General features: G+C 59.8%; 12 protein-coding genes. 3 read left to right on the top strand and 9 right to left on the bottom strand.

What is annotated here, in order from left to right; all coding sequences use genetic code 11:
* Positions 1–37: 37 nt before the first annotated feature.
* The 6 genes from KP707_RS15715 to KP707_RS15690 form a co-directional block, all read right to left on the bottom strand.
* Positions 38–1,315 carry a restriction endonuclease subunit S gene (locus tag KP707_RS15715; protein ID WP_252348916.1) on the bottom strand — a complete coding sequence of 426 codons (1,278 nt, stop codon included), beginning with the start codon at positions 1,313–1,315 and terminating at the stop codon, positions 38–40.
* Complete coding sequence (locus KP707_RS15710) at positions 1,315–3,708, bottom strand: class I SAM-dependent DNA methyltransferase (protein WP_215751866.1); 2,394 nt, start codon at positions 3,706–3,708, stop codon at positions 1,315–1,317. The genes KP707_RS15715 and KP707_RS15710 overlap by 1 nt, the downstream gene beginning before the upstream one ends.
* A 265-nt stretch (positions 3,709–3,973) precedes the next feature.
* A complete protein-coding gene (locus KP707_RS15705; RefSeq protein ID WP_215751865.1) occupies positions 3,974–9,082 on the bottom strand; it encodes a DEAD/DEAH box helicase family protein in 5,109 nt (1,702 codons plus the stop codon).
* 114 nt (positions 9,083–9,196) lie between these two features.
* Positions 9,197–9,457: a hypothetical protein gene (locus KP707_RS15700; RefSeq protein ID WP_061498686.1), complete on the bottom strand. Its 261-nt coding sequence runs from the start codon at positions 9,455–9,457 to the stop codon at positions 9,197–9,199.
* Positions 9,458–9,655: 198 nt separating this feature from the next.
* Positions 9,656–10,627 carry a phosphoadenosine phosphosulfate reductase family protein gene (locus KP707_RS15695; RefSeq protein WP_215751864.1) on the bottom strand — a complete coding sequence of 324 codons (972 nt, stop codon included), beginning with the start codon at positions 10,625–10,627 and terminating at the stop codon, positions 9,656–9,658.
* A complete protein-coding gene (locus KP707_RS15690; protein WP_041240861.1) occupies positions 10,624–11,001 on the bottom strand; it encodes a hypothetical protein in 378 nt (125 codons plus the stop codon). The genes KP707_RS15695 and KP707_RS15690 overlap by 4 nt, the downstream gene beginning before the upstream one ends.
* Here KP707_RS15690 and KP707_RS17020 point away from each other — a divergent pair.
* The gene (locus KP707_RS17020; protein WP_256445652.1) at positions 11,000–11,122 is read left to right on the top strand and encodes a hypothetical protein; all 123 of its coding nucleotides are present in this window, start codon (positions 11,000–11,002) and stop codon (positions 11,120–11,122) included. The two genes, KP707_RS15690 and KP707_RS17020, sit on opposite strands and share 2 nt — an antisense overlap.
* A gap of 149 nt (positions 11,123–11,271) precedes the next feature.
* Here the strand turns inward: KP707_RS17020 and KP707_RS15685 are convergent, their stop codons facing one another.
* From KP707_RS15685 to KP707_RS15675, 3 genes are all read right to left on the bottom strand, one after another.
* Positions 11,272–11,493 carry a hypothetical protein gene (locus KP707_RS15685; RefSeq protein ID WP_215769437.1) on the bottom strand — a complete coding sequence of 74 codons (222 nt, stop codon included), beginning with the start codon at positions 11,491–11,493 and terminating at the stop codon, positions 11,272–11,274.
* A 134-nt stretch (positions 11,494–11,627) separates the two neighbouring features.
* Entirely contained in the window at positions 11,628–11,933 is a 306-nt protein-coding gene (locus KP707_RS15680; RefSeq protein ID WP_224777939.1) for a hypothetical protein, read from the bottom strand.
* A gap of 5 nt (positions 11,934–11,938) precedes the next feature.
* On the bottom strand, positions 11,939–12,160 hold the full coding sequence (locus KP707_RS15675; protein ID WP_215769437.1) for a hypothetical protein: 222 nt from the start codon (positions 12,158–12,160) through the stop codon (positions 11,939–11,941).
* A 186-nt stretch (positions 12,161–12,346) separates the two neighbouring features.
* On the opposite strand from KP707_RS15675, the gene KP707_RS15670 reads away from it, so the two are divergent.
* Together KP707_RS15670 and KP707_RS15665 are read left to right on the top strand one after the other, a co-directional pair.
* Complete coding sequence (locus KP707_RS15670) at positions 12,347–13,036, top strand: ParA family protein (protein ID WP_029495913.1); 690 nt, start codon at positions 12,347–12,349, stop codon at positions 13,034–13,036.
* On the top strand, positions 13,033–13,347 hold the full coding sequence (locus KP707_RS15665) for a hypothetical protein (protein WP_015074887.1): 315 nt from the start codon (positions 13,033–13,035) through the stop codon (positions 13,345–13,347). Before KP707_RS15670 ends, KP707_RS15665 begins: the two co-directional genes overlap by 4 nt.
* Positions 13,348–13,419: the final 72 nt, after the last annotated feature.

The following is a 13,419-nucleotide window of genomic DNA, read 5'->3' as shown; positions in this document are numbered from 1 at the left end:
ATGAGTTTCTACCACGCCGCATCGAGGGACCGGGCGCTTACAATACCTTGATCTTTCCAGTCACCGCCGCGTTGATCAAGCTCGTCTTGTATTCCCGCAATGCGGTGATCTGGGATTCCTTGAGGGCGATGACTGCGTCAATTTGACCGGATACAGCTGCGATATGGTCAATAATTTCGTTTTGCTCATCTCGAGGTGGGATCTGAAGATCAATCCCAAGCAAGCGACTTTCCGACATGGTCGGGATCGTGCTTCCAATGACCCTTCGTTTGACTTCAGCCTGAAACTGGGGCGACGAAATCAGATGGTAGAGAAACTCTGAGTCGCATTTGATGTTTTTCAAAACGACAAGCTGGGGGTTGATTGTCGCAGGCTCGGGTAGCTTCCTGACGAAACCAGTCTTTCCGAACGTCGATCCAGTTTTCACAACCAGCACATCGCCTTCTTCAACCTGTATTTCCGGTGACTCCTGATACTTCTTCCAACTTATATAGCTGCATTTCTCAAACTGCATTAAACCGTCGGACAGGTTTGAGGGACTCAAGGTGACGGCACCCTCACCTTTGTTTACGAGGTCCGTCGTGCTGTAGCCTCGAAAGCCGATACGACCAAAAGCGGTTGCGACTGATTTGAAGCGCTTCACCTCCCAATGCGCGGGGATCTGGCCGATCCAGTCGATGCCGCTATTCTTCATGGGGGCGTCGGGGTTCAGGCCACGAGTAACGGCCTGCTGGATCAGGATCTGCCTGCGCTCGGCCAAGAGCCTGATCTGCTCCTCCTTGATCCGCACCGCCTCGTCAATCGTCGCGCATTTCCCATCCAGAAATGCCGCGATGGCGCGTTGTTCAGGGAGGGGTGGCAGTAGAAACGTGACGTCCTTAAGCTTGCTTCTGGACAGCTCAACAAAGGTTGTGCCTTGACCAGCAGCTTCGAGTTTTGGCTTGAGTGCCAAGATCAGCCAATACGCGAATTCACCAAAAATGTCTGAATTTGGCACCAGCCCCTTACAGCCTTGGTTAAAGCAAAGTCTGTTTGCCGCCACAGCTACGTGACCAATAGGAGCCCGTGCGGACAAGATTATTGTTCCTGCGGGCACGAAAGTAGTGCCACAGTTCTTATAGCCAGATTCCGTGAGGTTTCGTTCGCCGCGGGAAACCACTCTTGAGCTTAGCTTTCCAAGATCAGCTGGGCCAACCCACGAAATTTCGCCATCCCAGAAGTGCGCAGTACCCGAAGCTGGTGTAGCTCCGTTGACAATGTCAAAGCAGTTCCAGATCTTCCGAGGCGACCAAGTCGTGTCTGAAAGCACCCGCATCATTCCGCTGGCTCCAGCGTGGTCGCAACCTCGACACCAAGGAGCTCGGCAATCAGCCCGTCAGCCTTTTCTTCCAGGGCCAAAATGTCCTGCGTCACCTCTTCAAGGCTGCGCAGGGGCTTGTGACGGTAGAAGTACTTGTTGAAGCTGATCTCGTAGCCGATCTTCACGCTGTCGAGGTTGATCCAGGCTTCTTCCACATGCGGCTTCACCTCTGCTAGGAAGTAGCGGTGGATGTCGTCTTTCAGGGCCACGCTTTCGGCATCGCGCAGCTCTGCGGTGCTCTCATAGGTCAGGTAGCTGCCATCCTTCTGCCGGTACCAACCGAAATCGGCCAGATCTTCCGCCGCACAGCCAAGATGCGTGGTCAGCGCCTCGACCTCGGCGCCGGTCAGCTTGTGCTTCTTGGCGATGACCTTTTGGGCGGTCTCGTCGTACCAGCTGACGGCGTTCAGGATGGCGTTCTTCTCGGTCACGCCCAGCTGGATCTTACGCGCCTTGAGCGCGGCGTTAACCGCCTTGCGGAAGGCGTTGAAGTCGTCGGTCTCTTCAAGGCCTACATCGCCCATGATCTGGGTCGCCGTGTCCAGCAGGTCGCGCAGCTTGACCCAGTATCTGGTGTCGAGCAGCTTCGCCTTCGCCTTGGCGTTCAGGGTTAGCCCTGCTTCCTCACACCACGCGGTGATGTGTTTGGCCTGCTCCTTTAAAAAGCCCGACTGATAGACCTGATCCCCGTGTTCGTCGTAGAGCCATTCCATGGGCTCGCGCAGGGACTTGTCAAAGCGCAGGGGAGTGAGGCGTTCGGCGCTGAAACCCGCGCGGCGGCGGTCCGGGCGTTCGATGGTGACTTTGTGGTAGCCGAAATCCGCATTGTCAAAGACCTGCACGGCGATGCCCTGCGGATCGCCTGCCGCGTCGATCTGGCGCTCGACAGGGGCGAAGTTCAGGAAGGCCTCGGTGATCTGCTGGATATGTTCGTCCGAGAACTCGCAGTTCTTGTCGCCAAGGTTCTTGCGCAGCTTGCGGAACATGAGGCTGGCGTCAATCAGTTGGACCCGTCCGCGCCGTGCCTCGGGCTTGGCGTTGGACAGGAGCCAGATGTAGGTGGTGATGCCGGTGTTGTAGAACAGGTTGTTGGGCAGCTGGATGATGGTATCCAGCATATCATTTTCGATGATAAAGCGGCGGATGTTGGATTCCCCGCTGCCCGCATCCCCAGTGAACAGGCTGGAGCCGTTATGGACCGACGCGATGCGCGAGCCTAGCGGGCTGGCGCTGGTGGGTTTCATCTTGCTGATCATTTCCATCAGGAACAGCAGCTGGCCATCCGATGAGCGCGGGGTGGCATCCATCGTTTCGACATTGCCCCAGTAGTCGGCCAGCTTGACCTGAAAACGGGGATCAATGACGTCCTTGCCGTCTTTGATGTACTTCACCTCGCTGTTCCAACTTTTGCCATAGGGCGGGTTGGACAGCATGAAGTCGAAGCGGTTGGCGGAGAATTCATCAGTGGAGAGAGTGGAGCCCACGCGGATGTTTTCAGGGTTATTGCCCTTGATCATCATGTCGGATTTGCAGATCGCGTAGGTTTCGTCGTTGATCTCTTTGCCATAGAGGTAAACGTCCCCGTGGGCATGGAAAGGGCCATCTGCGTCCGTGATATAGTTCTGAGCCTCGGTCAGCATGCCGCCCGACCCGCAAGCCGGATCATAAATCGTCAGGATCCGGGGCAGACGGTCCTTTATCGGGTCGAAAAGCAGGTGTGTCATGAGGTGGATCACCTCGCGCGGGGTGAAATGTTCCCCTGCCTCTTCGTTGTTCTCTTCGTTGAACTTACGGATCAGTTCCTCAAAGACGTATCCCATACCCAGGTTAGAGAGGCCCGGAAGCGTGTTGCCTTCCGGATCCTCAATGTCATTCGGCGTCAGGTTGACCCAGGGGGAGACGAATTTCTCAATGACGTCCAAAAGCACCTGCTTCTCCGCCATATGGCGCATCTGTTCGAACAGGTTGAAGCGACCGATGATCTCTTTGACGTTGTCACTGAAGCCGTCGAGGTAATCTTCAATATTGGCTAAAAGGATCTGCTGATTGTTGGTGGCGGTGTTGTACAGCTTCTTTAAGGTCCAGTGGCTGGTGTTGAAGAAGACGTAACCAGAGGCATCCTTGAGCGGCTCATCGTCCAACTCCGTCGCGCCGATGTCTTCTTTTTGGTACCGGACCTCTTTCATAACGTCGTCCTTGGTCGGCTCAAGCAACGTGTCAAGGCGGCGCAGCACAACCATCGGCAGGATCACATCGCGATACTTGCCCCGTACGTACACATCGCGGAGGCAATCGTCGGCAATGCGCCAGATGAAGGAAACAAGGCTGCTGTGGGACGTCTGGTTCAATGTGGGCCTCAAAAGTTGATGCGAGGGCAATAGCCCTTCGACGACTACTCTTAAGGACTTTGTTCTGCAATCAGCCTTGGGATGGGCTCTGTTGCCAGTTGCTCCGCCTGTTGGGCGTAAAAAAAACCCACTTAACCTCACGTCGCCCGGGGACGAAGTGGAGGACTGAACTGCACCGAGATCGGCGGTCATGTCTGCTTCCAAGCGCTCGCGACGCGAAGCAGACAGACCGGTTTCCCCCCATTTCTGACTATTTTCCCGATTTTCACGCAGCTTCGAGCGCGGCCTTTGCTTCAGCCTCTTCCGCTTCCTTACGGCGGTGCGTATCGGCTGCCAGATCCGCCTCAAGGTCCGCCATGGCCTCGCGTTTTTCCTGCAACAGCGCCGCCTCCGGGAAGGCCAGACCCACACGGGCGCGATAGCCGGGGAGCTTACGTTCGGCTTCCTCCACCTGACGGCGCGCGTCCGCCAGTTCCGCCTCGAACCGCAACAATGCGTTCTCGATGCGGCTGATCAGCCCGACCGGGCTTGTCTCGCGGTCGAAGTCCATGCCGAGGATCCGCCCGTCCAGCACAAGACCGAGGGTCGCGTCCCATGTCTCCTCGCCGTCAAAGCGGGTGCGCCAGGTCTCGCACAGGATCTCGAAACCGCCGATCGTGCCGAGCGTCCACTTGCCTTTCTCCCCGGCCTTCGCGGCGAGGCGGGCCTGCGAGAGGAGCCACTGACCGGCCTTCTCACGTTCGGTCATCTCCCGGTCCTTGCGCACCAGACGGAACGCTTCACCGCGTGTCGGCTCACGCTTTGCGATGTCGTTCTGAAGACGCGGGATCACAGCCTGCGCTGTGTCACGGTCACGCTCGGCGCGGTCGATGGCGCGACGGACATTATACTGATCGTCGTGATGGGCGGCCTGCAAGCGCTCCAGACGCGCGAGCTCGGCCTCCAGTCCCGCCTTCTGCATCAGGCGTTCATCTCCTGACGCAAGGGCCTTGGCCATGGCGAACTGGTTGGCTTCCGCCCCCACGTCTTCCAGACGGCGGATCGTCCGGTCTCCGGACATGGCAAGGCAGATGAACTTCTGCTTGCGCTCCAGCATCTGCCAGTTCGTCGCGTCCACCGACCCTTTCAGGGCGTAGGCGTAGAGCTGGATCACCGGGTTCTGGTTGCCCTGTCGCTCGATCCGGCCCTCGCGCTGGATGATGTCCGAGACCAGCCAGGGCACATCGAGATGATGCAGGGCGATCAGGCGCTGCTGCGCATTCACGCCCGTTCCCATGGTCGCGGACGATCCGATCAGGATGCGCTTGCGCCCGGAGTTCATGTCGCGGAAGAGCGCCTGCTTGGCCGTGCTCTTCTTGTAGTGCTGCATGAAGGCGATCTCGTCGCGCGGGACGCCCATCCGGATCAGCTCGTCGCGGATCCAGCGATAAGCCGAGAAACCGCGTGTTTCCAGCGCGGATTCCGTGCCCAGATCCGAGAACACCATCTGCGTCGCACCGGGCAGCTCGTACTCCCGTCCTGTCTCCGGGTCGGTGTAGCGATTGGCCGACGTGTTCTGCCAGATCTGGAAGACCTTGCGGATCATGACGTTCAGCTTGTTGCTGTTGTCATTCGCCGCCCAGTTCCGCACGAAACGCAGGTCGATGGCAGCGTGCCGGGCATCGGTGATGACGGACAGCAGGATGTCGTCACCCTTCTGGGGCTTGCCCGTGCGCTCTTCAATCGTCTTGATCCGCTCGGCAAGCGTCTTCTGATACTCGCGGAAGGCGTCCCCGCTATCGGCCACGACGATCTCACGCCTGCCGCCCGCAATCTCGGGCAGTTTGACGTAGCGTCGCAGGTCGTCCTGCTGCACCACGTCGGCAAAGTCGCGATACATCGCCATCAGGTCGGCGACGTTCACGAACTCGGAGAACCGCGTGACCGGCTTGTAAAGCCCGCTCGGCTGAAGCTCCAGTTCCGTGCGGGTTTCACCAAAGCTGGCGGCCCAGGCGTCGAACTCGTGCAGACCACGCTCGACAAGGGCTGGCAGGTCCATGAACCGCTGGATCGAGAACATCTCGCCCAAGGTGTTGGTAATCGGCGAGCCTGACGCCATCACCAGCACGCGCTCGGGATTACGCTTGGCGAGGTAGCGCGTTTTCACGAACAGATCCCAGGCACGCTGGCTGCCGTTCGGGTCGATCCCCTTCAGATCGGACTGGTTCGTGCCGAAAGACAGTTTGCGGAACTGCTGCGCCTCATCCACGAGGATCTGGTCCACCCCGATCTCACCGAGATGCACGAGATCGTCCTTGCGGCTGGACAGGGCTTTCAGCTTGGCTTCCATCCCTTCCTTCAGGCGCTCGATGCGCTTGCGCGACAGACGGTCGTCCCGGTTCACGTTCTCCAGAAGGCTTTCGTAGGAAGCGATCTGGTCCTCGACCATTTCCTGCTCAAAGGCGCTCTCAACCGGCACGAACTTGAAAGCGTCATGTGTAATCACGATCGCATCCCAGGTGCCCGTAGCGGCCCGGGCCAGGAACCGCTGGCGCTTGTCCTTCACGAAGTTGGTCTCGTCCGCCACGAGGATCTGGGCGTTCGGGTAGAGCATCATGAACTCACGCGCCATCTGCGCAAGGCAGTGTCCCGGCACCACGATCATGCCCTTGGAGATCAGTCCGAGGCGCTTTTGCTCCATCACGGCCGCGCACATCGAGAACGTCTTCCCGGACCCCACCGCATGGGCCATGTAGGTGCTGCCCTTGGCGATGATCCGCCAGATCACCCGCTTCTGATGGTCGCGCAGGCTGATGGCCGTGCTCGCTCCCGGCAGTTTCAGGTGGGAGCCGTCGAACGTGCGCGGGACAAGGTTGTTGAACGCATCGTTATACAGCCGCACCAGACGCTTGGCGCGGTCAGTGTCCTGCCACACCCACGTCTCGAACGCGGTCTTGATCGCGGCCAGCTTTTCCTTGGCGGCCTCGGTCTCCTTCGTATTCAGTTCACGGTGTTCGCCATTCACATCGCGCCAGGTGTCCCAGATTTTCGGGCTGGCCTGATTGAGCGCATCGTCCAGCAGATCCCCGGCATGGCGGCGCTGTGTTCCCCAGACCGAGGTGGCCTCCGCCTTGCCGGAAAACCCGCTCTTATCCACGCTCCAGGTCGCCACCTCCATCGTGTGGTGAATGGTCGTGCGGACCCCCATGACCTCTGCCACGAAAGCCTCGACATCCGGCACAGGGATCCACGGGGCTCCGAGACGGGCCGTAATGTCAGACGGGCGCAGGTCTTCGGGCTGGGCCTCTTCCAGGGCCGCGACATTGCGCAGGTAGCGTCGGTCGCGCTCGGCAGCCTCCCGGGCCTGCGCCAGCTTGGTGCGGACCGCGCCTGACAGGGCCTCGTCGGCCGTCACCCAGACCTCACGGCCACCTGTGCTGCGGATCGGATCGAGATAGACCGAGGATCCGAGTTCGGCGAGCACCTCCTCACCCGGGCGGCCAAGAAGCTCCGCCATGCGCTCGACGTCCACACCACCCGTCTCGTGCAGGGAGACCGCCAGCGCATCATGAGCGCCGTGAACCTCGGGCTCGGACGGCGCCTGGATCACGCGCTCGCTGAAGATCGGACCCGGACGGCCGGTCTGGCTCTTCTCGTCATACTCCTCAATCGAGCTGACCAGCCACACATCGGGATCGTCATAGAACGGCTGAAGGTTCGGACGGCGCTGTGTGGATTTCTCCTCTCCTGTCTCCTCATCCACCCGCGTCGTGGTGTTGGTGAGGTTGATCGGCCCGAACTGACGGGCAAAGGCCTGATACGCGCGTTTGAGATCTGCCTGATGGGCGCTGTAGGGCAGGTTTTCCACCTGTGCTCGAAGCACGAGCCGGGCCGCATCCCTGACAGGAATCAGGCCCTTGATGATCGCGGCGTGCTTCTGGAAGATCCCTTCCTTCTGCTCGCCTTTCTTCACCTTCACCAGCACGGTTTCGCCGTCGATGATCTGGTGCAGCACGCCCTTGTGCAGCAGGTAGCTCCCCTCTTTCAGCAGGGCACCGTCTGCGGCCGTTCCGATCTCGGCGGCGTGGTTATCCTGCACCGCCGCGACATCGAGTGTCTGCGGGACGGGGAAGCGGGCCAGCGAAGAGAGACGGCCAAGGGCCAGTGGCAGGGCCTCGTCCAGCATCTGGAGCGGATTGGCCTTGCAGGTGTATTCGGGTCCGAACTGACCGCTCGTCCAGTCGTGCCGGCCGAGAACCTGCTGGCCGTTTTCCGCGAAATAGCGGTTGATCCGCAGCGGGCCTTCGCCCTGATCGGTGTCCTCCAGCGCCGCTACGTCCAGCCAGGTTGCATCGCCCGCATCCTCGCCCGGTGCGCGGCGGCGGAACACCAGAACGTCCACCACGACATCGGTTCCGGCATCGTCGCGCATGGCACCCGCTGGCAGACGCACGCCGCCCACGAAATCGGCTGTCTCGAACATTGTGCGCCGTGCGCCGGCATCGGACTTGTCCATCGTCCACCGCGACGTCACGAACATCGCCACGGCTCCGGGACGCAGACGGGAGAGGGAGCGGGCGATGAAATAATCGTGCAGCGACAGGCCGAGGCGGCCCAGCTCGTCCATGCCCCGGACCGTGCGGTTGCTGAATGGCGGGTTGCCGATCACCAGATCGTAGCGTTCCGCCAGCCTGGCGGTCGTGAAGTCTTCCGACCGGACCCACTGGTTCGGAAACAGCTTGCGCGTGATGCGGGCCGTCAGCGGATCGTTCTCGATCGCGGTCCAGGCGGTTTTCGGGGCCAGTTTCGACGGCACGCTCGCCATGAACAGGCCGGTCCCGCAGCCCGGTTCCAGCGCACGGCCGCCCCGGAAGCCCATCTGTGCGGCCAGATCCCACATCGCATGAACGATCAGCTCGGGCGTGTAATGGGCGTACTGCGTGGCCCGTGCCAGACCCGCCCGCTCCTGCTGGCTGGTCAGTTCCTCAAGCTGGCTGCCGATCTCTTCCCAGCCTGGACGGAAGGTCTCGCCTACGCGCGGGAACAGGCTGTTGGCCAGCTCCCCTGCCCCGAACCCGGTGAAGCGGGCGAGGACAGCCTGCTCGTCGGGGCTGGCGTTGCGGTCTTCTGCTTCAAGCGTGGCCAGAAGGCGGATCGCCGCAAGATTGTCCCGCGCACGCTCTTTCCAGCCCTGTGCCAGACCGCGCGTTCCGGTCAGGGCGAAGTCCACCTTCGGCAGGACAGCGGGGATCGGAGCCGGGGCTTTTGCCACCTGTTGGGCCGCAGCGGCCGCTTCCTCAAGGGCGCGGTCTCCGGGGAGATCACCCCAGTAGAGATTGGACTGGCTGCCGCCGAGTGCTGAGGTGTCGAAGAAGCTCAGTTGAGACGTGGACATGGAAAAACTCCGGACAAGCGGCAGCGCCCGGTGCTGCGCGGAGGCAGACCGGGGGGCCGGAAAACAGGATCAGTGCGGGGAGAGAGGCGTCAGGCCTCCCGGATCAGTTCGGGGTCAGAAGGGACCAAAGCGCAGGCGGATCTGCTCACGCTCGCCCTCGGACAGGCGGGCTAGCGCGTCACAGTGGTAGGCCGACCCTTCCCGTGCCTTCGTCGCCACGCGCCACCAGGCTTGCGGATCGCTGCAATGCAGACCCACCAGATGCGTCTCGTCGTTCTCGGGTCCGCATCCTTCGAGGAGCGTCCAGCCTTCCTTGTGAGCCTGTCTGGGTTCAAAGGCCGTGGCCTGTGCGGGGCGTTCGAGGGTCTCTGACATCGTCTTTATTTCCTTTCCTGACCCTCTCCGGCGAGCGCAGGACAGCGCGGCCTGCCAGAGCGACGCGCAGCGTCGGGACCGCCCGGCCCGCAGCGTAGCGAGGACACGGACGGACCCACCTCTTGCAGGGCGGGCTGGCCTGTGCTGCCCCCCTCCCCTCCTTTTCCTTTTTTAACCTTCTGTTTTTTCTACTTTTTTCTAAGTCGGACCTGCGCCCTGTCCGAACGCTCCGGCCGGAAACTCCCAAGCTGGTGTGAAGACGGTCTGGATCGGCCGCGACGACAGGCACGCGCGGGCCAGATCGGGCGCCGCCAGTGCAGCGTCATACGGCCTCCCCTGCTCTGCGAGCTGCTCCAGAGAGAGGGTACGCTTGATCGTGCAGCCGAACTGCTGCTCGTACTGCACGAGGCGTTCAAAGCGGGCAGGATCGAGCCAGCGGATCGTTGCAAACTGCCGCGCATCGCCAAAAATACAGGTGGCACAGGACAGCCTGGAGAAGCCGATGCGGTATGGCAGCGCCGGCATCACGTTCCAGCGCTTCAAACTGTCCCAGACCTGCGTCTCGCTCCACTGGTGAACCGGCCGCCAGTGATCGACGTGCCGGCGACGGCGGGTGCCATGTCGCGTGTCCGTGCGGTGCGGCTCAAAGGCCGCATAGCGGGCACGGTTGGGGCTTTCTTCGGCCCGCTCGCCCGTTACGAACAGCGTGCGCCGGTTCAGAAAGCGCTCCTGCCCCCGCAAGGAGCGATCGGCGACGTCAATCTTGGTGACACCGGAGCACCAGCGTGTCGTCAGACTGGCGGAGACCTGGGGGAAGCGCAGGCGCGTCCCGATCGGCCCCTCCCCTCCCACGCGGATCAGGCCGTCTGGGCTTTCGAAAAGGACAGGCGCCGTTGGGGCAGCGTTGCGCAGCATCTCCCGCTCGAAGCCGCCCTCTCGCCAGGAGCGATAGAGCGGCAGCCCGAAATCCTGCGCCAGCGCGCTCACATAGGGCGAGGTGGAGGGCCAGTCCATGAAGGATGGCCCCTGCCCGTCCACCTCGTGGTGCCACAGTTCCAGGCGGTCCTTCGGAGCCCCGGCTTCAAGGAGGTCAAGGAGGCAGGCGGTGCCGTCTTTCCCGCCCGACACGGCCACGATGATGCTGTCATAGGAGTTCAGATCCGGCGTCATGGCACAAACCTGCTGACAGGAGCACCTGTCCGGACAGAGCGGCACATCAGGGCGGTGGGGACAGGAGCGGCCCGGAGCATGAGTGGCTTTACATGCCGGTTGTCCCAGCTCAGGCCTTCGCAGCGTGAGAGGAGTCCAAGCTGGGTGGCCGCCTCATCCCGGCACGCACACACCCGCTCATTGCCGCCCGCACTGCGACGGCAGGGCTCATGGGCTGGCGCGTTGCAGCCCGTGCAGGCGATTGTCAGCGCCGGATCGCCACCTTCCCAGTGCTCGTTGCACTTGCGGCAGGATACGGGCTCCTGCGTATCGGTCCAGCGCATGGGCGGCCGACCGCGTGGTGTTGGGACATAAGGAAGGTAATGACGGCGCATGATGCTCGATCCATTTCTGGTTTTTGAACATCGTCGCGTCCGGCTGGGGGCTGTTCAGACTGCAACAGTGCCGCGCAGCGGCAGGATCAACCCGGCCCGCAGTCACGCGCAGGCGGCATAGCCGGCGAGCATGGCGAGGACACGCGTTGACCCACCTGTTGCTGACTGGGCGGCTCCCAGCCAGCTCTTTTCTTTTGTCTTTTTTCTTCTTGTAATTTTCATTTTCTTCTACCAGTTGCTGCCGATTGCTACCGGTAGCAATCATTTTGACTAGCCTTCCTTCATCCACGAAATCCCCGATAATCTGGCATTATTCCGCTGTTTTCTGGCAGCAGAAAATTTACTGTGCATGCAGTTGGTTGCGTTGTACGCGTTGACCCACCTGTTGCTGACTGGGCGGCTCCCAGCCAGCTCTTTTCTTTTGTCTTTTTTCTTCTTGTAATTTTCATTTTCTTCTACCAGTTGCTGCCGATTGCTACCGGTAGCAATCATTTTGACTAGCCTTCCTTCATCCACGAAATCCCCGATAATCTGGCATTATTCCGCTGTTTTCTGGCAGCAGAAAATTTACTGTGCATGCAGTTGGTTGCGTTGCAACCGGTTGCATGCAGTGCTACCGGAAGCATTCAACAGCACGACATGCAACCAATATTAAATGACGGCGCATGATGCTCGATCCATTTCTGGTTTTTGAACATCGTCGCGTCCGCCTGGGGGCTGTTCAGACTGCAACAGTGCCGCGCAGCGGCAGAATCAACGCGGCCCGCAGTCACGCGCAAACGGCGTAGCCGGCGAGCATGGCGAGGACACGCGTTGACCCACCTGTTGCTGACTGGGCGGCTCCCAGCCAGCTCTTTTCTTTTGTCTTTTTTCTTCTTGTAATTTTCATTTTCTTCTACCAGTTGCTGCCGATTGCTACCGGTAGCAATCATTTTGACTAGCCTTCCTTCATCCACGAAATCCCCGATAATCTGGCATTATTCCGCTGTTTTCTGGCAGCAGAAAATTTACTGTGCATGCAGTTGGTTGCGTTGTACGCGTTGACCCACCTGTTGCTGACTGGGCGGCTCCCAGCCAGCTCTTTTCTTTTGTCTTTTTTCTTCTTGTAATTTTCATTTTCTTCTACCAGTTGCTGCCGATTGCTACCGGTAGCAATCATTTTGACTAGCCTTCCTTCATCCACGAAATCCCCGATAATCTGGCATTATTCCGCTGTTTTCTGGCAGCAGAAAATTTACTGTGCATGCAGTTGGTTGCGTTGCAACCGGTTGCATGCAGTGCTACTAGAAGCATTCAACAGCACGACATGCAACCAATATTATATGCGTTGCCGCTAGGAGTTCTGATGCCAGTAATTGTTACAGCCAACCCAAAAGGGGGCGCCGGTAAGAGTACCTTCACTCTCGTGATGGCACAGACCCTGACAGCAATGGGAGCAAGCGTCACCGTAATCGACGCCGATCCTAATAAGCCGATTGCCGATTGGCGCACGGGTAACTCACAGGCTGATTTCGAAGTGATTTCCGAGGTGAAGGAAGGAACCGTTATCCGTCAAATCGTCGAGGCTGCCCGTCAAAAGCAGTTCGTCTTTGTTGATCTGGAAGGAACAGCCAGCCGTCTCGTCTCCCGCGCGATTAGCCATGCCGATCTCGTAGTAGTGCCGCTCCAAGCTAGCGGCGTCGATGCACGCCAGGCAAGCCGCGCCATCGACCTAATCCACGAAGAAGAAGAGGCTCTACGCGGTCACGAGATTCCATTCCGCATCATTCTCACTCGTACCAGCCCGGTGATAAAAACGCGCATTGAGCGCGAGATACTCGCGGGCTTGAAACAGGCAGAATTGCCGCTATTTGCAAACGCGCTCAACGAGCGTCAGGCTTACAAGGCGATCTTCGTAAGGCGACTGGCCCTTCAAGAGTTGGACCCGACAGATGTTAATGGTTTGCCAGAAGCACTGAGGAACGCGGAAGCCGTAGCGGAAGAACTTATCTCATCATTCGTCGAGACATCAGACACCGAGGAAATCTCCGCATGAACGACGACGCGTTCGGCTTCAAACCGAAAAAAGTCACTTCAAGATTGGCTGCGATAACACCGCGTGAACCAAGCGCATTAGGCCGCGATGATCTTGAGCGCATTGATCAGGCGGGGCGTAGCGCTGGATTTACAAGCCGCGAAGCGGGCGCGCGATTGGTTCCTCGCAGGAAGAAGTCGGTTGGACCGACTGTGACGATAAACACCAGAGTTCCAGAAGACGTAGCTGAAAGGTTCATTGAGTTTTGTGATGCGAACCGTCTTGCCTACTGGGAAGGCATTCGGGAACTGATGGACCGCGCAAAAGTCTAAAAATGGCATGCTACCGGTAGCACTGCATGCAACTGGTAGCATGCACATTCATGCACTCTGTTCTAGCAAGAC

The sequence above is a fragment of the Gluconobacter sp. P5E10 genome, from assembly GCF_018812145.1.
GTDB classification, from domain to species: domain Bacteria; phylum Pseudomonadota; class Alphaproteobacteria; order Acetobacterales; family Acetobacteraceae; genus Gluconobacter; species Gluconobacter cerinus.
The sequence above is the reverse complement of the archived record's forward strand: the minus strand, read 5'-3'. Positions and strand labels throughout refer to the sequence as shown.

What these genes read in the sequence shown, in the direction of transcription:
- KP707_RS15715 (WP_252348916.1), bottom strand. Translation starts at nt 1,315, where the DNA reads ATGCGGGTGCTTTCAGACACGACTTGGTCGCCTCGGAAGATCTGGAAC.
- KP707_RS15695 (WP_215751864.1), bottom strand. Translation starts at nt 10,627, where the DNA reads ATGACGCCGGATCTGAACTCCTATGACAGCATCATCGTGGCCGTGTCG.
- KP707_RS17020 (WP_256445652.1), top strand. Translation starts at nt 11,000, where the DNA reads ATGATGCTCGATCCATTTCTGGTTTTTGAACATCGTCGCGTCCGGCTG.
- KP707_RS15675 (WP_215769437.1), bottom strand. Translation starts at nt 12,160, where the DNA reads ATGATTGCTACCGGTAGCAATCGGCAGCAACTGGTAGAAGAAAATGAA.
- KP707_RS15680 (WP_224777939.1), bottom strand. Translation starts at nt 11,933, where the DNA reads ATGATTGCTACCGGTAGCAATCGGCAGCAACTGGTAGAAGAAAATGAA.
- KP707_RS15685 (WP_215769437.1), bottom strand. Translation starts at nt 11,493, where the DNA reads ATGATTGCTACCGGTAGCAATCGGCAGCAACTGGTAGAAGAAAATGAA.
- KP707_RS15700 (WP_061498686.1), bottom strand. Translation starts at nt 9,457, where the DNA reads ATGTCAGAGACCCTCGAACGCCCCGCACAGGCCACGGCCTTTGAACCC.
- KP707_RS15690 (WP_041240861.1), bottom strand. Translation starts at nt 11,001, where the DNA reads ATGCGCCGTCATTACCTTCCTTATGTCCCAACACCACGCGGTCGGCCG.
- KP707_RS15665 (WP_015074887.1), top strand. Translation starts at nt 13,033, where the DNA reads ATGAACGACGACGCGTTCGGCTTCAAACCGAAAAAAGTCACTTCAAGA.
- KP707_RS15670 (WP_029495913.1), top strand. Translation starts at nt 12,347, where the DNA reads ATGCCAGTAATTGTTACAGCCAACCCAAAAGGGGGCGCCGGTAAGAGT.
- KP707_RS15705 (WP_215751865.1), bottom strand. Translation starts at nt 9,082, where the DNA reads ATGTCCACGTCTCAACTGAGCTTCTTCGACACCTCAGCACTCGGCGGC.